The organism is Lacticaseibacillus huelsenbergensis (assembly GCF_029726355.1).
GTDB lineage: Bacteria > Bacillota > Bacilli > Lactobacillales > Lactobacillaceae > Lacticaseibacillus > Lacticaseibacillus casei.
Window position 1 is genome coordinate 631,979 of record NZ_CP120687.1, and the last position, 19,574, is coordinate 651,552.

Below are 19,574 nucleotides of genomic sequence, written 5' to 3' on the forward strand. Positions count from 1 at the left end.
GCTAAATTAGATAATAAAAGTTGCACGTAAAGAGCCACGAATTGCAGTTCACACTTTTTATGCATCTGCTAAGACTTTTCAATCTAACCATGATATACTGCCTATATAAAGCACAAAGGAGGGTTACCATCATGCTTATTGAATTTTCCGTCCAGAATGCTACTTCTATCAAAGACGAAATGATCCTTTCAGCTGAAACAGGTGAACGTCTCAGCCGCCTCAAGGAAACCAATACCATCAGGGAAAACAACAGTTCGCTGCTAAAAAATCTCATAATTATTGGTCCAAACGGCTCTGGCAAGACAAATATCATCAATGCACTTAAATTGATGCGATCCATGGTCTTAAACGACCCTGATAAAATCACTACATCATTGCCGTATAATCCATTTAGGTTAAATCCGCTTAATGCCAAAACACCGACCAAATTTCAAGTTAAATTCAATTATGGAAATCAAACCTTTCAATATTCCTTCTCTTACGTTTCCAAAGCAATCGTTGCCGAGAAACTAACCCAGGTTCTCAAAACAACTGAACGGACGATTTTTGCTAGGGAGGGTCAAAATTATCCGGTGCTGGATGAGGAGCTTAAGAAAGTTGCCGCAAATACCAAAAAGAACTCACTTTTTCTTTTTAATGCACAAAAGGCAAATATTTCCGCGGCAATTACAGTTCTCGAATGGTTTCAAAAGGATCTTGTTTTCGTCAATAGCAAGAACATTATTCCTGACCAGCTAACCGAGTTAATGGATGACAAACGAATCAAAAATGAATTTCTACGCTTTCTTCGCTTTGCTGACTTCAATATTGTTGATGTTAAAGTCAGAGATATTCCTTTGAGCCTCCCGGAAGAGATCAAAAAAATCATGGCGACTTTGCAACCAGAGATTGACCTTCCTGATACTCGAAAAGAACTCTATGCTTCCCACAAACAATACGATGATAACGGCAACGTTATTGGCACTGAGGAAATCCCACTTACTCAAGAATCACGGGGCACCCAAAAGATTTTTCTGATTGCACTCTCTATCATCAATGCCCATCTTAACGGCAATGGTAAGACAATTCTTTTCGACGAATTTGATGATTCCCTACATTTCGAATTATCAAAAGCGTTAATCGAAATCTTCAACTCTAAGCAAAATAGAAACCAGTTCATTTTGACCACCCACGAACTGCAACTGCTCAATTCAGAATTGCGAACGGATCAAATTTATCTGGTTGAGAAAGATTTTCAAGGCAGAAGTTCGCTTTACTCTGTTTTTGATTTCAAGGACAGTAAAAACACAGCCCGCCATGACGTTCAATATATGAAGCGCTATATTGAAGGCCGATTCGGCTCCCTGCCGCAAATTGATGTTGACGAGATGCTCAGCGCATTAAATGCCAGCAATCCACCAGCGAGGAAGTAATGATGCCCCGAAAATCACGGAAGATACCTTATAAAAAGATCATCGCAATTTACTGCGAAGGCGAGTCAGAAAAAGCTTATTTCAAAATGTTAAAAAGAAAGTATCATGCAGCCAATGTACACGTCCGCTCACCTAAATTGGTCATCACTTCCGTTGGCCTGAGTGGCATGTCGCTACTTAAAAAAGCCTTCCAAAAAGTTCAGCGACTAAAAAGCAATGAGCAGGCAGAAAAAGTCTATGTCGTATTTGATAGAGACAGCTTGGGTCCAAGTGAAATTGCGGATTGTCGCAGGTTCGCCAAGCAACACAAGATGTCTATCATTTTCTCAAATGTCAATCTTGAAGTCTGGATCTTGATGCATTTTCAATCCGTTCGTCGTCCATACACACCGACTGAGTTAAACAGTATCTTGTCAGGCCCTGCTTTCTTCAACACCAATTACGACCGTTTTAAGGGAAAACCTTACGATGACCTTCTTTATGACAAGGTAAAAACAGCCAAAATGAATGCTGATGCTCTAGAAAATGGATATTCTGAACCGCTTTTCCTAAATGATCCTTTCACAAATATGAACCATGCGATTCAAGAAATATTTGACGTCACCGAATTTTAAAAGCCACGCACTAAATGGCCGTTTGTCATGCAACAACCGATATGAAAGGCATTAAGCCATAACTTCTCCCAGCCCTATCACAATTAAGACAAGCGAAGTAGGTACCAAAACAATGCCACCCACTAACGAAGCGCGACGGTAAGGATCGTTTACGCCAAGGCGCTTAGCAACTTTCCCTGCCAATAAGACAAACAGGATGATGTTGGATGGTGAATCTTCAAGTGTCTCGCGAGCATCGTTTTCACGAAGCTTCAAGAAGACAGTGATAAACACGCAGCCGTTGAAAGCCAAGAGGAGCCCGAGTAAAAGTGTGAACATATCATCATCCCTTTTTTCTAAATTGGGCTACATATCAAAAATCAATTTTGTTAAGTTTAAGATATTCCCACCACCTTGGCTGGTCAAGAGCCCTCTTTACTTTTTCAAGTTATATACCGCCGTTTTACACACACTCCGATAACAGCTGTGTAAAATGGCGGCATATGTCCGTGGTCAGAGGAATTATTGAAGGTTTAAGCTTATTTTAAAATAACACTCTGCACCTTAAACATTCACCGAGGCTTCCTGAAATCACTATGATATACTGGTCCTATAAAAAAGCGAGGACTAATCATGACCATTAAAAAGGGTGTTTATCTAATCAAGACACTTTCAGGCTCAGTTTATAAATTGGTCAACACCGACAATCAAAAATGGCTTGAAAGGGTTCCTTCTCAGGAATCCAGTTCATTGCGGCGGGACAATGAACGAATAATTGTTTATGAAGTTCTGAATCTTGCCGTTGGAAAACCAGCATTATTTGCGATAGAACCTCTCGGGTTAGGAAATGTAACTTTACGAGAAACTACTACGGTTCTCGAAATGATAGTCGTAGATCAAGCGGAGTGCTAAAGCAGACAGGGAGCTGTCAGTCCGCTTGGCAGTCTTAAACAAAGTGTCAAAAATGGCTGATGTCAGAATATGCTCCCTTAGCAATTGAGACCTGCTGAACTGCATCAACAAACGAACCTGTAAAAGGTTGAGATAATGGTCAACAACTGAATCGACACTGTCACTGCAAAGCTTGCAATGACAGCGTCGATTTTTTTTAAACAAAAAAACACCTTCCCAGATTTCGGGAAAGTGTCGATGCTCCAAATATTGATCGAATGATTAACGCTTGGAGAACTGTGAAGCTTTACGAGCCTTCTTCAGACCATACTTCTTCCGTTCCTTCATACGAGGGTCACGGGTCAGCATGCCGGCCTTCTTAAGAGGGCCGCGGAAGTCAGGGTCAACGGTCAACAGGGCACGGGCAATGCCGTGACGAGTTGCGCCAGCTTGGCCAGAGAAGCCGCCGCCATTGACGTTAACAAGAACGTCGTAGCTGCCAGTGGTTTCGGTGATGCCAAATGGCTGAGTTAAATCGGTGATCAGGTTTTCATATGGAAGGTAGTCGCGAACGTCTTTACCGTTCATCGTGATCTTGCCGGTGCCGGGAACCAAACGGACCCGGGCAACGGAGTTCTTGCGACGACCTGTACCTGCGTATTGTACTTGTGCCACAGTAATTGCCTCCTTAGATTAAGTTTGAAATGTCGAGTACTTCTGGCTTCTGTGCCAAATGCGGGTGTTCCTCCCCAGCATAGACATGAAGCTTCAAGAATTGCTGATGGCCAAGTGTATTCTTGGTCGGGAGCATCTTCTTAACAGAATATTCAACCAGACGTGCCGGGTTGTCCCGCAAGAGATCCCCAGCAATTTCATGTTTCAAACCACCTGGATGCTGACTGTGACGATAGTAAATCTTGTCTGAGGCTTTTTTGCCAGTCAACTTTAGCTTGGAAGCATTGATAACGATCACATTGTCACCGGTATCAACGTTTGGGGTGAATTGCGGCTTGTTCTTACCACGCAAGATCGAAGCAACGACAGATGACAGACGACCCAACGCGATATCCGTTGCGTCAATCACATACCATTTACGTTCGATTTCACCTGGCTTAGCCAAAAATGTTGTACGCACGATTTGTTTCCTCCATAATTCTGTGCTTGTTTGAACACGTTAAGTTTCCGGGGCTTATCGTGGGGCAAACAATACCAGCTACTAGAATACCAACGATTCAGGCTCAAGTCAATCTTAAATTACAGCACAAGCGAGTGTATCGGTGTGTTTTTAAATCTAACCACAAAAATTCTGTCGTTAAATCCCACGATTCCGCACCAATGCCTGCCAGGAAGATTGCGAGCCAGTAACGATCGAAGCCTGTGCCGTTATTCCGTCATGAAGCCGGGCGAGTTGCGATTGACTAACCCGACTCTGAACCGTTATCTGCAAGGCTCCTTGCTGCAGCTGGTTTGTTGATGGTATCTGTGTGACTTTTCCGGTAAGTATAAGTGTGTCCCCAGCATTTGGTTCGACTTTTACACGCACCTGCTGACCACATTTAACGCTAGAAACGTCCTTTTTTGCAACCTTCAAGGTGAAGCTGATTGAAGATTGGTGATTTTGCTCAGGTAAAATCCGGCCGATTACCTGTCTTTTAGCAACGATTTGCTGATCAGCCACCGCTGACTGGCGAAAATAGATCAACCCTGTTACTGGTGCTTTAATGGTTTGCGGTTGGCCGGCGTGCCTTAAATCATTGTCTTTTGCCTCAAGCTTTCCAAGGGTTTGCTGGATGCGTTTCGCGTCCGCTGCAAGTGTTTGCTCAGTTATGGTTTGCAAAGTCGTTAGCAACGTTTCTGCACTGGCCTGACCAGTTCCTGTCGTTTGTTGATTTTCTTGCTGCTGTGCTTGCAAGGCAGCCAGTTGTTTTTGCCGATCATTTAATCGACCTTGCAGTTGGGCAAGATCTTGGGTTTGAATGGCCGCCTTCCCCGCTGCATCTGCGGTGGCGACTGCCTGCTGGTAATGTTGATAAAAGCCAGCATAAGGATTATCGGCGGCAACACTCCCCTGACCTCGAATGGCGGCTTCAGCAACTTGAATCTGGCCGATTTCGGTCGCCGTCTGAGCGATCATTGTTGTCAGTAGCTGGTCAACTTCCTGCCTTTTGTTAGTAAGCGCTTGGTTGTCACTCGCCGCCGCATTTCCAGATAACGTCTGCGTCACCATTTGCCGTTGGTTTAAATAAGTCTGTACCGCTTGTTGATAGCCATATTGATCGGCTTCGGAAAAAAGATTCTTATTTTGGTCAACGCTTTGACCGAACATTTGCAATTGCTTTTGCTGTTTTTTCAGGTCGGTTATCTGACTGGCAAGATCGTCAATTCGATCAGTATCAGCGGTTACGCGATAAACCAAAATAGGCTGATTTTTGCGAACCCTTTGGCCGAACTGCATCATGACTTGGGTGATAGTCGCTGGGCCTTGTACATAAAGCGCCCGGCCTCGCTGACTGGTAGCCATGGTGCCATTTGCCTGAATGGTTTTTTCTTGCTTGGTAAGGGCCATAAAAAGAACGAGGAGACAAATAAACACGATCAATGGTACGGCTATCCAACGCTTAAAATGCTTGAAACGCCGGGTAAAATCAGTAGCCGTCACGAATTGATTTTCTTTTTGACTCATGGCGACTACCTCCTCAGCATTTGGGCATAATACCCGTGCTTGGCAAACAAAATCGGATAGCTTCCCTGCTCAACGATGCGGCCATTAACCAACACAACAATTTTATCGGCATTACGCGCTAGCTGCGGTTGTTGCGTCATTAAAATAATCGTTCGGTCCTTAATTGCAAACAGGCGATCAAGAATTCGCTCAGCTGTAGCATTTTCAATCTGACTAAAAGTCCCGTCAAAAATAAGCACTTTAGCTGGCGATAGTAACGCCCGGGCGATTGCCAGCCGCTGTTTTTGACTCGCTGTCATCGTTTCGGTATTGGCATCAACCAGTGTGTAAACTAGGTTTGGCAGGTTTGTAATGTCATCGGCAATTTCGGCCGTTTCACAAGCAGCATCCATGTCATCATCGGTCACATCAAATCGATTGCCAAGACGCAGGTTGTCCAGGATGGAGCCGGAGAAAATCACCGGCCGTTCTGGAACATAGGCAACATATTGGCGTAGTAGCGACAAGCGAATGTCATTAATATTCGTTTGGTTAAAAGTGATCGTCCCACTTCCGGCATCAAGCGGCCATAAGCCATCGATCAAACGTGCCAAAGTCGTTTTACCAGCACCACTTGCGCCAACGATTGCCATGTTATGATTTGGCATAATCGTTAAATTAATCTTTTGTAAAACAGAGCGCTTTTGCCGATAGCCAAACGTAACTTGGCTTAATTTAATCGTCCCGGAAATTTGTTGCGAATCACTGACGCGCCGTTGTTGATCAGCCGCACTGCTTGACGGAAGATCACGCAAACGGCTGTCGGCAACAGCGATTAATTGCCGTTGCGGCTGCAACCGCACCACCTGTGTCAAGTGGCCGATAAAGTAAACGAACAAGGCAGCAAATGCTACCAGTTGACCGAGGCTAAGTTGCTGCGTTACGACCATGCTGGCACCTAGCCATAAAAGATCGACTGTTAAAATGAAATGAAACGCCCGCTGCACCGCCCGTTGAAGTTGCACAAACTGCAGCTGAGCAAACTTTTTATGTAAATCATCGGCAAACGCCTGATCAACCCGCCGAAAAAGATCAGGTTCGGCACGTAATGCCTGCATTGCCTCAACGCCACGAAGGCCTTCAGTAATTTCGGTGCTAACCGCCACACCGGACTGACTCGTAGCGTAACCGGCTGCTCGCAAACGATCACGAAAAAGCCACATCAGTAAGGCATCCCCAAATATAGCCAGAACAGCTGGCAACGCCAACTTCCAGTTCATAACAACCAATAAAACAAGTAATATTGTCGCAGCAAGTGTTTCAAGCCATTGGGTCGCAAGTGTTTTGGCAGCAACCCCAATGAGTCGATTCGTTTCAGCCACTTGCGCAGTGAGCGCTTGTCGTTGTCGATTAAAAAAAGGCAACGGCATTGCGTATAACCGCCGCACGTAGGCCAAGGTCACATCAATCATGAGCCGCTGATCCAACATTCCCAACAAAAGCTCACGGCCCCAGGTCAGCACTGCTTCAAAAAGCCCTGCTCCCATTAGTGCAAGCGCCATGATGGCTAACGGCCTCATTAATCCATTCGGCAGATAAGTATCCACAATGATCTGGAGGAAAAAAGCTCCTGCAACACTGATACCTGTTGTCGCTAGCACCGCAAGTATCAAATACACCAAAGCCACTTTTTGCTGCAAAATCAACGCTTTAATCGTCCGTAAATGTGATGAAGGCATTTTAACAGCTGTATGGTTCAATCTCGGTTTAATAATAGCGCCAGCTGCAGCCCATGTTTGGTTGAATTGTTGATAGGATAACCACTTAACCCCAACCGTCACATCAGGATCTGCTACCAACAAATGCCGTTTGGTGATTTTAAAGACAACAGCAAAGCGCTGTTGGCCGGCCTGCGCGTCTCGGCTCGCCACAATAAGCGGAGTTTCGTTTAAACGCTTCGGGGTGAGGCTGATAACACTTTTCGTTGTGAAATGAAGTGCCTCGGCAGCATGAATCAGGTCATCTAATGTCGTCCCGGTCTGGTCCACTTCAGCCAGTGCCCGCAAACGCGTCGGCGATATCTCTGCCCCATAAAATTTCAAAACCATGTTCAAAGCTGCAACGCCGCTTTCTCGCGGGTCAGCTTGTGGCACATAGTCACACCGATTGACATGTCTCACCCAAAAATTCCCGGTAACCCTCATGTGCGCGCTCCCCTTGTTGCTATGCTTGATCAACCTTTAATTAATACTAAGCTTATCACAAAAATTAAAATGTTTGTTATTTAAAAGAGGAATGAGGCCGTTAATCTCATGAACAAAAGAGGTACCCACATCACTTTTGTTCGTCCGTTTGGCTAACACCTGTACAAAACATCTGCAACGCCCGATCAAGTGGCAGTTGTTGCTGGAAGCCACCGTTTTCTGCAGTATTAGACGGTCGCAAATAAACGGCCAGGATGTTTAAAAAGTATAATGTGACTTCCCGAGGCTGATATACCTCCAGTAATTCTGATTGAAAATCGGCAAAAAAGCGGTCTAACGGCGCGAGCAAACTGTCCTGCCAGGCTTTAAAAACCTGTCCCCGCGCGCTAGCCTTCAAGCTGGCAATGTCGTGAATCACCATCTGCAGGTTCATATCATTGTCATCGGTCAAAACATGCCCTAAATGGTTCACTTTAGCAGCCAGACTGCCACTGCCAGTTTGCGCCGACGCAATTTTGGCCGCCATGCTGTCACTCACCTGCATCACCACTGCCAAGTACAGTTTTTCTTTGGTGCCAAAGTAGTGATAGAGCAACGGTTGCTGCACGTTGCTGGCCTCAGCAATCATCCGCGTTGTGACGCTGGCATAGCCGTTAGTCATAAATAATGTCTGCGCTGCGGCCAAAATGCGTGCAATGGTCGCCTTCTTTTGCTGTTCTCGTTGATTCATTTTTACCAAGCCCTTTTTATTTATCAATTGATAAACGAGTGCTATAATGATTTTACAAAATTCAAGTGGAGGTGATCGAAATGTTTCTTGCCATTAAAGAAATTCTGCATAACAAGGCGCGCTATCTTTTAGTTGTCGTCACGTTCGTCCTCATTGCCTATCTTGTCTTCTTCTTGACGGGTCTGGCAACCGGACTGGCGCGCAACAACCGCACTGCGATTGACGCCTTGCCCGGTGATTATGTACTCATGTCTAAATATGCCAACAAAAACCTGCTGAGTTCCAGCCTGACCAAACAGCAGGTCGATAAAGTTGCTAACAAGCACACCGCCGTGCTCGGCCAAGTTTCTGTGGTCGCCGAGAATACCAGCACGGACAAGAAAGTCAATAGCAACGTTTTTGGGATTAACCTCGCCGGTAAGTTAAAGCCGACTGTCACCAGTGGTCGCATGCCAAGAAACAATCATGAGGTTCTGGCCGACGATAGTGTGACCAACGAAGGCCTGCACAAAGGTGATCGCATCACACTCAATGGCAGTGACCAAAAGTACCGAATTGTCGGGTTCACGCATGATCGCCGCTTCTACACTGTACCTGTATTTTATACAACTTTGACAACTTTTCGCCAATTAAAATATGGCCAAGCCAACGCGGCCAATGTTTCAATCGTCATCAGTAGTCGCCCGTTTAAGACAATTCCCGCCAAAACCCAGCAAATTGATCGGGCAACCTTGATTAACAACATCCCTGGCTATACCGCCGAAACATCCACCTTTGCGTTGATGATTGGCGCCATGATCGGGATCACGTTACTGATTATCGGTATTTTTATGTATATTTTGACGATTCAAAAAATCTCGATGTACGGCGTCATGCGGGCACAAGGTATTCGTACCCGATCCATTATCGCTGCGTTGTTCTGGCAGATTCTGATTCTTGCCGTCGTCGGAGTTGGCATTGGCGCCGGATTGCTAGGACTCACGCAGTTCATTTTGCCAAAAACGATGCCGTTCTATGCTAACCCCGCACTCTTCTCGAGTATTGCCGCTGCTTTGATTGTCATGTCATTAGTCGGTGGCCTGTTCTCGCTGCGACGCATTATTAAAGTTGACCCATTAGCTGCCATCGGAGGAGGGGAATAACATGACCAATCTCGTTGAATTAACCCAAGTAACGAAAATATACGGCAGCGGCCGCACTGCAGTCACGGCCTTGCAACCAACCGATTTCGTTTTGAAAGCAGGTGAATTTGCCGCGATTATCGGTCCTTCAGGCTCGGGAAAAACCACGCTGCTCACCATTATCGGTAATTTGCAGCGTCCTAGTGGCGGCAAGGTCATCATTAATCATCAAGACACCACACATTTCACGGAGCATCAACGCACTGAACTGCGTTTCAACACATTCGGCTTCATCTTGCAAGCCAGCAATCTGATCCCCTTTTTAACGGTCAAAGATCAGCTGGCGTTAGTCGATCGGTTCAATCACCATAAACAGCACAAAATGTCGAAAAGCGAGTTATTCGATATGCTGGGCATCACCGACCTTGCTGACAACTACCCAGCGGCACTTTCCGGCGGCGAGCGGCAGCGGGTGGCCATCGCTCGGGCACTGTACAATGACCCACCGCTCGTCTTGGCCGATGAGCCGACCGCCAGCCTAGACACCAAGCGTGCGCTGCAAGTCGTACAACAGCTCGCCGATATTGCGCACAATACCGACCGTGGCGTCATCATGATCACTCATGACACCCGATTACTCGATCCCGTCGACACCGTTTATGAAATGCGCGACGGCCACCTCAGAGCCCTTCCTAAGTCCAGCTTGGAAAAAATTCAGGAAACCGCGATTTAGTCAAAATTATTTAATTTTTAGCACTCAATTAAAAACAGTGCTAAAAATTTGCATCATTAACCGGTAAAAGGCTTATAATGAACCTGTATCAAAATTGAGTCTAAATCATGGAGGTAATTCATTATGGCATCAGTAGATCCTGAAAAGACATTGTTTCTCGATGAACCAATGAACAAGGTATTTGACTGGAGCGACAGCGAAGCACCCGTTCGTGACGCGCTGTGGGATTATTACATGGAAAAGAACAGCCGCGACACCATCAAGACCGAGGAAGAAATGAAACCAGTCCTCGACATGTCCGACGATGAAGTCAAAGCACTGGCAGAAAAGCTCCTCAAGAAATAATCAAAAACTGAACATCATGAACCGCGAACCGCAGCCCCGGGCCGCGGTTCTTTTGGTGTAAGCGCGAACTGATCATGGCAAAACGCGACCAACTGAGCTTATTGCTGCAAACCTTGGATCAAACTTTAGAAAAGGGAGTCGAAACTATGACTGACGATGAGAAATTCGCAGCCTTTAAAAATCGGGCAATCAATGACAATGAACAAACTTTTGGCAAAGAAGTCCGCGAACAATACGGTGAGGACATTGTGAACGCCAGTAACGAGAAATTCCGCAAAATGTCGCAAGCACAAGTGGCACAGCTCACTGCATTGCAACAAAAGATTCTAGATGAATTAAAACCCCTTGTTGGCACAAACGACTTCAACACGCCAGAAGCCAAACACCTTTTCAAACTGCACAAACAATTTTTGCAGCTCACCTGGCCATCCAAACAATACTCGCCAAAAGCCCATCGTAGCCTTGCCGCCCTGTACGTCTCAGATCCACGTTTCAGCAAGTACTATGAAGATGGAACCGGCAAAAATGGTGCTGCTGAAACGCTAAACGCCATTATTCGCCACTATACACGGTAAATTGAAAAAGTTCAGCAAGCATGTCTTCTGAATGCGGAAATAGTTCATCAAACGCAATTGAAAAATCAAGCTTAACAAAAAAGACGGTGACACTGTGTCACCGTCTTTTTTAAGCTTAATAATAAACTTCCTTCAAGTACAATCCCGAAGCAGGCGCTGTCCCTCTTGCCTGCTGCCGATCTCTAACTTCAAACAACCGTTGAAAGTCATGGACTTCGCGTCGGCCGTTGCCGATCTCAAGCGCCGTGGCAACCAGTATCCGTACCATGTTGTACAAGAACCCATTGCCATAAAACTCAAAAATGAGTTCATTTGTCGCCGTATCTTCGCGAACCGTCGCCTCGTAAATCGTCCGAACCTTATCTTTAATCACACCGCCACTGGCAGCGAAGCTCGTAAAGTCATGTGTGCCGACGAGATCCTTCAGAGCAACTTCAATTCGGGCAACATCCAGCTTATAGGGATAGTGGCCAGTATAAAGCCGATTAAACGGATTCGTATAATAGCCGCGCGCAACCCGATACATGTAACGCTTGCCTTTAGCCGAGTAGCGCGCATGAAAGTCCGCGGCGACAATTTCTGCCTTCAATATCTCGATATCTAAAGGCATCAATGAATTCATCGCCCGCAACATTGACTTGGCAGGAATATTTCCCGGGTAATCAAAGCTAATCACCTGACCTAAAGCATGAACACCTGAGTCGGTCCGCCCAGAACCATCCACATGCACCGGCTGGCCCTTCGTCATTTTGGTCAAGGCTTTTTGCAACACGCCTTGAACCGTCCGTTGTTTTGGCTGAACCTGATAGCCGGCAAAGTTGGTGCCATCGTAAGCTAATGTCACTTTATAATGCGTCAAAAACCATGTTTCCTTTCTAATACGCCCGCAGCAAAAGCAACAGTCCAGTCAAAACAGCCATCCCGCCAGCAGCAATCCAATCGCGCTGATGGTAACGTAAGATTCGATACTTCGTGCGATCATCGCCACCTTGATAGCCACGTGCCTCCATCGCCGTGGCCAGTTCATCCGCAGTGGTAAAACTGGAAACAAACAGCGGAATCAGCAATGGTACGACAGCTTTCATCTGTTGGAAAATGTTACCTTCACCGAAATCAACGCCGCGCGCACGCTGGGCATTCATAATTTTCGTTGTCTGATCCATTAATGTTGGTACGAAACGCAAGGCAATCTGCAAAACCAGTGCCAGTTCGGTGACGGGTACCCGAATCACGCGTAATGGTTTGAGCAGACTTTCAACCGCATCCGCCAACGACAATGGCTGCGTGGTTAACGTCAGCAATGTCGACATAAAAATGATCAACACAAACCGAACAAAAATAAAAGCACCATTAATCAGCCCAAGCTTTGTGATCCATAACCAGCCCCAATGCCAGTAAACCGTACCGCCACGCACAAACAAAACCTGGAGGGCAACGGTAAACAGAATCAGCCAAATCAACGGCCGCACACCACGCAGGAAAAAGCCAATCCGAATACCGGATAACCAGATCATGAATAAGGTGGCAACAAACATCATTAAATATGTCTGCCAGTTGTTGGCGAGAAAAACAATGCCAATATAATAGAAACTCGCCATCAGTTTAGTCCGCGGATCCAACTCATGAATCCATGAATGGCCCGGAATATACCGGCCAAGCAGAAGCTTATCCACGCTGGCCACCCCCAATCTGCGGCAACAGCTGATCAGCCAGCTCGGTCTCAGTCAACGGCTGCGGATCAAAATGGAACCCCTTTGCTGTTAACTGTTGCGCCATCTGGGCGGTTTTAGGTAGTCCCAACTGGTTGGCTTTCAACCATTCTGGATCACTGAAGATTTCCCGCGGCGTGCCCGTTTTAATCAGGCGTCCCTTTGCCATCACCCAGACGGTGTCGGCATAATCAGCTACGTCATCCATTTGATGCGTCACAAGGACGATGGTTTGGCCTTGTTCCCGATGCAACCGTTCAAACATCGTCATCATCTCGTGGCGACCGGCTGGATCCAATCCAGCCGTGGGTTCATCCAGAACCAAGACTTCAGGCTGCATGGCCAATACTCCGGCAATGGCAACCCGCCGCATTTGCCCCCCGGATAAGTCGAAAGGCGACTTTTCTAGCACATCATGTGGTAATCCAACCATGGCGAGCATTTTGTCAGCCAATGCCAAAGCATCCTGTTCACTCACACCGAAATTCTGCGGACCAAACGCAATGTCTTTGGCAACGGTTTGTTCAAACAACTGGTTTTCGGCAAACTGAAACACCATGCCGACTTTTTGCCGCAATGGTTTTAAATTTTTATTATTCGTTTCGTTGGTGATCACCTTGTCACCAATCGTCACCGTACCGGATGTTGGCTTTAACAACGCATTTAAGTGCTGGAGAATCGTTGACTTCCCAGAACCTGTATGGCCAATGATCGCGGTATAACTGCCATCATGAATCGTGCCGGAAACATCTTTAATGCCGTCACCGGCGAAAGGTGTACCTGCCTGATAGGTAAAGCTCACATGGTCGAATGTAATGTCCACAGGTAGTCTACCAACCTTTCATTATCCAAATATGCTTTCGGCATTGCCACCCCGCGCTGAATCAAGGCATCTTTCAGCTTTTCCGAATACGGAACGTCCAATCCCAAGCGCAACAAGTCCGTACCATGGGCAAAGATGTCGCTTGGCGTTCCAATTTCGTTGATTTTACCATCATTAAGCAAAATAATCCGATGAGCAACCGCGGCTTCGTCAATATCATGTGTAATCGACAAGACAGTCAGGTTAAGTTCGTCTTTTAACTCACGAATGACCCCTAACACTTCCTGGCGACCAGCCGGATCCAGCATTGACGTTGATTCATCCAAAATGATAATCTCCGGCCGCTGGGCAATAATCCCGGCGATTGCGACCCGCTGCTTTTGACCACCCGACAACCGCGCCGGCTCGCGGTCGGCAAACGCCGTCATACCAACCCGTTTCAGTGACTCATCAACCCGTTTGACCATTTCATCACGAGGAACACCCCGATTTTCCAAACCAAACGCGACATCATCAGCCACTGTTGCACCGACAAACTGATTATCGGGATTTTGGAAAACAATGCCGACTTTGGCGCGAATATCCCAGACCGTTTCTTCACTGAGCGTCATTCCGGCAACTTCGACCGTACCCGACTCAGGCGCCAGCAACCCATTCAGATTCTTCGCCAGCGTACTTTTGCCGCTGCCATTATGCCCGATAATGGCGAGCCATTCACCCTTAGCCACATCAAAAGAAACATCCGTCAGTGCTTGATGTTTTGCCTCGGGATAAGTGTAATTCAAGTGTTGAACACGAATGACGTTGCCCACGACGACCCTTCTTCCTACGCTTTGTATACCGAACAATAATACCATATTTTACTGAGTTGTTGGGAATAAGCACTTGCAAATAGTACCTTCGCAGATAGACCTTCGCAATGAAAAGCATGGCAGAAAGTAGTCGGTTAAAATTCCTTCTTAACTATCTCAGGATCTGTACTCATAAAGGCAAAAAAAGCAACGAAGATCAATCCAAGTATCGTCAAAATCCAAGCTTCCCATTTCACTGGATCCCCATGCATCAACGTCATGCCGACGTGACTTTTGCCATTCACAATCCATAAATACGGACGCTGCATTTGCATCAAAAAGATAAAGAAGACCGCCCAAATCCACCGGCTTCCTTTTCGAAATAATCCTATGTAGGCAGACATGATTCCTGCTGGAAAAATGCATAAAAAGCTCAGCATCACGACTAAGAAAAAGCCCGCCGTTGACTTTGGAAATGTTTGAGTTGCCAGCGGATGCCACTGGGTTAGAGCAATCAAAATAAGCCACATGGAAAAAAGTGGTATCAAAGTTTTAATCAAACGTGGCGACTGTTGGCGTTTGCGATACTGTCTGCCAGTCAAGTAGCCGCAAACAATCGCAAAAATCCACACTTCGGCCAACCACGTCACGGTCACATCGCCATTGGCAGCGCGGTAAACACTTGGAACAAATGGTCCGCCGGTAATGCCAGCCGTGGGAGTCACACTGATTAGCAAAGTAACAAAGGTTAAAGACAGTATCAGCCAACAGCCGACCACTAGTAACCCGATCTGCCATGGTGTTCGTTCTTTTAGCCAATTGTGCATGCCTTTCACCTCCGATATTGTGCAGTATACAGGAAAAATGATGGCTGTGCTGGATCGGTAGTGACTTTTTTATTGACCGCCTGCATCTTGAATATGGACAGGTCGCAGACGACCGGGCTATAAGAAAAGTGGCGGTAAAAAGGAATCGCTTCAGGTCTGGGCGATTGCTTTTTACTGCCACTTGGGTGTGGTTGTTTGGTCAATAGGAAGTTCTATTGACGGCAGGTGTGGATTACTTCTATAACGCCTTCACTGGTGCAATAGCCTGCATGTAAGAACCTTGGTCGCAATGGTCAAATAGCCGCGCCCACAGTACTGAAAGTCTATTCTATCGAAGGCAAAGTATGGGTTTGATTTCCGTTTTCTATAACGCGCTCGCAGTCGCAGAAATCTACGTGTAAGTGGCCTCAAGCCTAAATGGCCAAAACCTATTCTTTGAGACTTGTGCTACTGAAGGCTTGGTGAAGGTTTAGCTTCCGCTTTCTATAACGCGCTCGCCAGCGCAGAAGCCTGGCATGTAAGGACCCCAGACCACAATGGCCAAAACCCAGCCATTGTGGTCTGGGGCCACTTACACTCCGGCTTCTGACCGCGCTGGCTCACGCTCACACAAAAAAATCATTTAATGATGGAGACACCGGTTGCCCGGTGCTCTCAAGCTAGACTAAGCAGGACTGGGCCTGCCACCATCGTAACGCTCCATCGATCAAATGATCAAAGTTGGTTGACCTTCAAGGGCCAGCCGGTTTTTAACTGTGTTTAGACGAGCTCAATGATAACCATTGGGGCACCGTCACCGCGACGTGGCGCAGTCTTCAAGATGCGGGTGTAACCGCCATTGCGATCTGCGTATTTTGGTGCCAAGTCACTGAACAACTTTTGCAAAGCGGACTTCACAATAACGCTGTCTTCTTGTTCCTCGACACTTGCAATTTCGTTGCGGACATAAGCTGCTGCTTGGCGGCGTGCATGTAAATCGCCACGCTTGCCCAAAGTGATCATTTTTTCAGCAGTCGAACGAACTTCCTTAGCGCGGGCTTCGGTTGTGACGATCCGTTCATTGATCAGCAGATCAGTTGTCAGATCACGCAACATTGCTTTACGCTGTGAGCTGGTCCGCCCTAATTTACGGTAACTCATGGATTGGCCTCCTTTTCGAAATTTTAGTCTTCTTTACGCAAACCTAAGCCGAGATCAGCCAACTTGTTTTTAACTTCTTCAAGTGACTTGCGGCCTAAGTTGCGCACTTTCATCATATCGGCTTCTGTTTTGTTGGTTAACTCCTGGACCGTGTTGATCCCGGCACGCTTCAAACAGTTGTAAGAACGAACCGACAAGTCAAGCTCTTCGATGGTCATCTCGAGCATCTTTTCCTTGTGTGTTTCTTCTTTTTCAACCATAATTTCGGCGTTTTTAGCCTCATCCGTCAGATTGACGAAAATATCCAGGTGTTCGGTCAGGATCTTCGCTGCTAAGCTGATGGCTTCACGTGGTGAGATTGAGCCATTAGTCCAAACATCCAGCGTTAACTTGTCGAAATCATTCCGACGGCCAACACGGGTGCTTTCAACTTGATAGTTAACCCGGCTGATCGGGGTGAAAATCGAGTCGATCGGCAAAACACCGATTGGCATGTCATCAGACTTGTTCTGGTCAGCTGCCACATACCCGCGACCCTTTTTAACAGTCATACGTACATGGAAGTGCCCGCCGTCTGCAACAGTACAGATATACTGTTCAGGATTTAAGACCTCAACATCAGGATCAGTGACGATATCAGCAGCAGTTACCTTAGCCGGACCGTTGACATCAATTTCGATGTTCTTATCTTCATCGGTATTCATCTTGAGTGCCAATTTTTTGATATTCAAAATGATTTGGGTGACATCTTCCAACACACCATCAATTGTCGAGAACTCATGAAGTACCCCGTCAATCTGGATGCTGCTGACAGCTGCGCCCGGTAATGAAGAAAGAAGGATCCGCCGCAACGAGTTACCTAACGTAGTACCGTAGCCGCGTTCCAACGGTTCAACCACAAACTTGCCATAGTTGGTGCTTTCATCAACTTTGGTAATGTTCGGCTTTTCGAATTCGATCATCTAGTTTGTACCCCTTTCAAAACGAGAAGTGAAGATTTGTCTGCCTGACCGCCATAACGGTCGAAGGGTAACAATTAAACACGACGACGCTTTGGAGGACGAGAACCGTTATGCGGAACCGGTGTAACATCACGGATCGCAGTAACTTCAAGACCTGTTGCCTGAAGCGAACGGATTGCAGCTTCACGACCAGAGCCAGGGCCCTTAACCGCAACTTCAACCGACTTCATGCCATGTTCCATTGATTCCTTCGCAGCCGCTTCAGCTGCCATCTGCGCAGCAAACGGCGTTGACTTACGACTACCTTTAAAACCGAGTGCACCAGCAGAGGACCAAGCGATCGCATTGCCGCGAGGGTCCGTGATCATTACTAAGGTGTTGTTGAAGGTTGAGTGGATATGAGCCACGCCAGATTCAACGTTCTTGCGGACACGGCGCTTCCGCGTAGTTTTTCTACCTGCCATCGATCAATGACCTCCTTTAATTATTTTTTCTTACCTGCCATGCTTGCTTTCTTCCCTTTACGGGTGCGAGCATTGTTTTTGGTGTTTTGCCCACGAACCGGCAAGCCACGACGATGACGGATGCCGCGATATGAACCGATTTCCATCAAACGTTTGATGTTCAGGTTCACTTCACGACGGAGATCGCCTTCAACTTTGTATGAATCCAAAGCTGCACGAATCTTGTCTTCTTGTTCTGGGGTCAGGTCATCTTGACGAACGTCTTCCGGAACACCGGCAGTCTTGAGAACCTTTTGAGCGGTTGTCTTGCCAACACCATAAATATAGGTTAAGGCAATGACGATTTGCTTACCACGTGGTAAGTCGACACCTGCGATACGAGCCATGTACAATGACACCTCCTATTGTTTTAGTTTGTATTATCCCTGACGCTGTTTATGCTTTGGGTTTGCAGAGCAGATAATCATGACCCGACCCTTACGACGGACCACTTTGCAGTGCTCGCACATCTTTTTAACAGATGGACGTACTTTCATGAGAATTTAGCCTCCTTGAGTTGGCAACTACTTGAAACGGTAGGTGATCCGGCCCTTGGTCAAATCGTATGGTGACAATTCAACCGTTACCTTGTCCCCTGGGAGAATTCGAATATAGTGCATCCGAATCTTACCGGAAACATGAGCGAGAATTTCCGCACCGTTTTCAAGTTTGACTTTGAACATCGCGTTGGGTAAGGTATCCGTCACGGTGCCTTGGATCTCAATTACATCGTCTTTTGCCACGAAGTGTTTCCTCCTAAAAATTATTGGTTCTATTAACGCGCGAAAAGGGTGAGGCCGATTGGCACTCACCGCATACCGCGATATTGTACCATAATTCTTCGACTTTGAAAACAGTCATGAGGGGCGTGCAATCGTCCAAGCACTTATTTTGCCACAGTCGCCAAAATCGCTTTGATATCGGCAAACACCTTATCGATGTCCTGGTCGCCATTAACCGTGTGCAGCAGGCCCTTCTTCTTATAGAAGTCCAATAGCGGCGTGTTCATCTCGATGTTTACTTTAAGTCGATTCTTAACCGTTGCCGGCTTGTCATCTTCACGTTGGAAAAATTCGTGACCGCCGCAACGATCACAAGTGCCGGCAACCTTTGGCGGGTTGTAGATTTTGTGATAAGTTGCTCCGCATGTCTTGCAGATAAACCGGCCAGACAAACGGTCAACCAATTTTGCAGGCGCAACATCAATGTTGATAACAGCATCTAACGGCTTCTTGAGATCAGCTGTGATCGTTTCGAGTGCCTCTGCTTGTTGAATGGTGCGCGGAAAGCCGTCAAGCATGTAACCGGCGTCGGTATCAGATTCAGCAAGACGTTCTTTGACAATGCCGTTGGTCACGGAATCCGGTACCAACTGTCCCTTATCAATAAACCCCTTTGCTTCTTTACCCAATGCCGTGCCAGCAGCCATTGCAGCTCGAAACATATCCCCAGTAGAAATATGTGCAATCGGATAAGTATCCTCAATCCGTTCTGCCTGCGTGCCTTTCCCTGCACCGGGAAGTCCCATTAAAATGAGATTCACGTTGCATCCT

At 46.7% G+C, this 19,574-nt stretch carries 24 protein-coding genes and 1 pseudogene; 7 read left to right on the plus strand and 18 right to left on the minus strand.

The window, feature by feature from the left end:
• Nucleotides 1–131: 131 nt before the first annotated feature.
• Together LHUE1_RS02765 and LHUE1_RS02770 are read left to right on the plus strand one after the other, a co-directional pair.
• The gene (locus tag LHUE1_RS02765; RefSeq protein WP_049170246.1) at nt 132–1,412 is read left to right on the plus strand and encodes an AAA family ATPase; all 1,281 of its coding nucleotides are present in this window, start codon (nt 132–134) and stop codon (nt 1,410–1,412) included.
• Nucleotides 1,413–1,414: 2 nt separating this feature from the next.
• Nucleotides 1,415–2,026 carry an RloB family protein gene (locus LHUE1_RS02770; protein WP_049170247.1) on the plus strand — a complete coding sequence of 204 codons (612 nt, stop codon included), beginning with the start codon at nt 1,415–1,417 and terminating at the stop codon, nt 2,024–2,026.
• 51 nt (nt 2,027–2,077) lie between these two features.
• On the opposite strand, the gene LHUE1_RS02775 is transcribed toward LHUE1_RS02770, so the two are convergent.
• The gene (locus LHUE1_RS02775) at nt 2,078–2,344 is read right to left on the minus strand and encodes a hypothetical protein (protein ID WP_049170250.1); all 267 of its coding nucleotides are present in this window, start codon (nt 2,342–2,344) and stop codon (nt 2,078–2,080) included.
• Between the two features lie 294 nt (nt 2,345–2,638).
• Between LHUE1_RS02775 and LHUE1_RS02780 the strand changes: the two genes are divergently transcribed.
• On the plus strand, nt 2,639–2,917 hold the full coding sequence (locus tag LHUE1_RS02780) for a hypothetical protein (RefSeq protein WP_025012580.1): 279 nt from the start codon (nt 2,639–2,641) through the stop codon (nt 2,915–2,917).
• Between the two features lie 261 nt (nt 2,918–3,178).
• On the opposite strand, the gene rpsI is transcribed toward LHUE1_RS02780, so the two are convergent.
• From rpsI to LHUE1_RS02805, 5 genes are all read right to left on the minus strand, one after another.
• Nucleotides 3,179–3,571, minus strand: coding sequence for a 30S ribosomal protein S9 (gene rpsI, locus LHUE1_RS02785; protein ID WP_010492533.1), 393 nt, complete (start codon nt 3,569–3,571; stop codon nt 3,179–3,181).
• A 13-nt stretch (nt 3,572–3,584) separates the two neighbouring features.
• Nucleotides 3,585–4,031: a 50S ribosomal protein L13 gene (gene rplM, locus LHUE1_RS02790; RefSeq protein ID WP_005686771.1), complete on the minus strand. Its 447-nt coding sequence runs from the start codon at nt 4,029–4,031 to the stop codon at nt 3,585–3,587.
• A gap of 177 nt (nt 4,032–4,208) precedes the next feature.
• Nucleotides 4,209–5,579, minus strand: coding sequence for an HlyD family secretion protein (locus LHUE1_RS02795; protein ID WP_049170268.1), 1,371 nt, complete (start codon nt 5,577–5,579; stop codon nt 4,209–4,211).
• A gap of 5 nt (nt 5,580–5,584) precedes the next feature.
• The gene (locus LHUE1_RS02800) at nt 5,585–7,738 is read right to left on the minus strand and encodes a peptide cleavage/export ABC transporter (RefSeq protein ID WP_279280277.1); all 2,154 of its coding nucleotides are present in this window, start codon (nt 7,736–7,738) and stop codon (nt 5,585–5,587) included.
• Between the two features lie 154 nt (nt 7,739–7,892).
• Nucleotides 7,893–8,492 (minus strand): TetR/AcrR family transcriptional regulator, encoded by a 600-nt coding sequence (locus LHUE1_RS02805; RefSeq protein WP_049170274.1) that lies wholly within the window; start codon nt 8,490–8,492, stop codon nt 7,893–7,895.
• An 80-nt stretch (nt 8,493–8,572) separates the two neighbouring features.
• On the opposite strand from LHUE1_RS02805, the gene LHUE1_RS02810 reads away from it, so the two are divergent.
• The 4 genes and pseudogenes from LHUE1_RS02810 to LHUE1_RS02825 form a co-directional block, all read left to right on the plus strand.
• Nucleotides 8,573–9,634 carry an ABC transporter permease gene (locus LHUE1_RS02810; RefSeq protein WP_277848228.1) on the plus strand — a complete coding sequence of 354 codons (1,062 nt, stop codon included), beginning with the start codon at nt 8,573–8,575 and terminating at the stop codon, nt 9,632–9,634.
• Nucleotide 9,635: 1 nt separating this feature from the next.
• A complete protein-coding gene (locus LHUE1_RS02815; protein WP_217774490.1) occupies nt 9,636–10,346 on the plus strand; it encodes an ABC transporter ATP-binding protein in 711 nt (236 codons plus the stop codon).
• A 123-nt stretch (nt 10,347–10,469) separates the two neighbouring features.
• Nucleotides 10,470–10,691, plus strand: a complete 222-nt coding sequence (locus tag LHUE1_RS02820) for a P8 family protein (RefSeq protein WP_049170276.1) — start codon at nt 10,470–10,472, stop codon at nt 10,689–10,691.
• A gap of 59 nt (nt 10,692–10,750) precedes the next feature.
• Nucleotides 10,751–11,266 (plus strand): annotated as a pseudogene (locus LHUE1_RS02825) (TipAS antibiotic-recognition domain-containing protein); the annotation flags it as partial.
• A gap of 115 nt (nt 11,267–11,381) precedes the next feature.
• Here LHUE1_RS02825 and truA read toward each other — a convergent pair.
• The 12 genes from truA to LHUE1_RS02885 all read right to left on the minus strand — a co-directional run bounded on the left by truA (nt 11,382) and on the right by LHUE1_RS02885 (nt 19,564).
• A complete protein-coding gene (gene truA, locus LHUE1_RS02830) occupies nt 11,382–12,125 on the minus strand; it encodes a tRNA pseudouridine(38-40) synthase TruA (RefSeq protein WP_049170278.1) in 744 nt (247 codons plus the stop codon).
• Between the two features lie 16 nt (nt 12,126–12,141).
• A complete protein-coding gene (locus LHUE1_RS02835; RefSeq protein ID WP_010492569.1) occupies nt 12,142–12,939 on the minus strand; it encodes an energy-coupling factor transporter transmembrane component T family protein in 798 nt (265 codons plus the stop codon).
• Nucleotides 12,932–13,798, minus strand: a complete 867-nt coding sequence (locus tag LHUE1_RS02840) for an energy-coupling factor ABC transporter ATP-binding protein (protein WP_049170280.1) — start codon at nt 13,796–13,798, stop codon at nt 12,932–12,934. Before LHUE1_RS02840 ends, LHUE1_RS02835 begins: the two co-directional genes overlap by 8 nt.
• A complete protein-coding gene (locus LHUE1_RS02845; protein ID WP_025012544.1) occupies nt 13,774–14,610 on the minus strand; it encodes an energy-coupling factor ABC transporter ATP-binding protein in 837 nt (278 codons plus the stop codon). The genes LHUE1_RS02840 and LHUE1_RS02845 overlap by 25 nt, the downstream gene beginning before the upstream one ends.
• 134 nt (nt 14,611–14,744) lie before the next feature.
• Entirely contained in the window at nt 14,745–15,416 is a 672-nt protein-coding gene (locus tag LHUE1_RS02850) for a hypothetical protein (RefSeq protein ID WP_049170282.1), read from the minus strand.
• Nucleotides 15,417–16,175: 759 nt separating this feature from the next.
• On the minus strand, nt 16,176–16,556 hold the full coding sequence (rplQ, locus tag LHUE1_RS02855) for a 50S ribosomal protein L17 (protein WP_010492577.1): 381 nt from the start codon (nt 16,554–16,556) through the stop codon (nt 16,176–16,178).
• Nucleotides 16,557–16,579: 23 nt separating this feature from the next.
• A complete protein-coding gene (locus tag LHUE1_RS02860; RefSeq protein ID WP_047105402.1) occupies nt 16,580–17,518 on the minus strand; it encodes a DNA-directed RNA polymerase subunit alpha in 939 nt (312 codons plus the stop codon).
• A 74-nt stretch (nt 17,519–17,592) separates the two neighbouring features.
• Nucleotides 17,593–17,982, minus strand: coding sequence for a 30S ribosomal protein S11 (gene rpsK, locus LHUE1_RS02865; protein WP_003567514.1), 390 nt, complete (start codon nt 17,980–17,982; stop codon nt 17,593–17,595).
• A gap of 20 nt (nt 17,983–18,002) precedes the next feature.
• On the minus strand, nt 18,003–18,368 hold the full coding sequence (gene rpsM / locus LHUE1_RS02870; RefSeq protein ID WP_010492591.1) for a 30S ribosomal protein S13: 366 nt from the start codon (nt 18,366–18,368) through the stop codon (nt 18,003–18,005).
• Nucleotides 18,369–18,401: 33 nt separating this feature from the next.
• The gene (gene rpmJ / locus LHUE1_RS02875) at nt 18,402–18,518 is read right to left on the minus strand and encodes a 50S ribosomal protein L36 (protein ID WP_003567518.1); all 117 of its coding nucleotides are present in this window, start codon (nt 18,516–18,518) and stop codon (nt 18,402–18,404) included.
• Between the two features lie 27 nt (nt 18,519–18,545).
• Nucleotides 18,546–18,764 carry a translation initiation factor IF-1 gene (gene infA / locus LHUE1_RS02880; RefSeq protein ID WP_003567521.1) on the minus strand — a complete coding sequence of 73 codons (219 nt, stop codon included), beginning with the start codon at nt 18,762–18,764 and terminating at the stop codon, nt 18,546–18,548.
• A 143-nt stretch (nt 18,765–18,907) separates the two neighbouring features.
• Nucleotides 18,908–19,564, minus strand: coding sequence for an adenylate kinase (locus LHUE1_RS02885; protein ID WP_010492594.1), 657 nt, complete (start codon nt 19,562–19,564; stop codon nt 18,908–18,910).
• Nucleotides 19,565–19,574 lie beyond the last annotated feature (10 nt).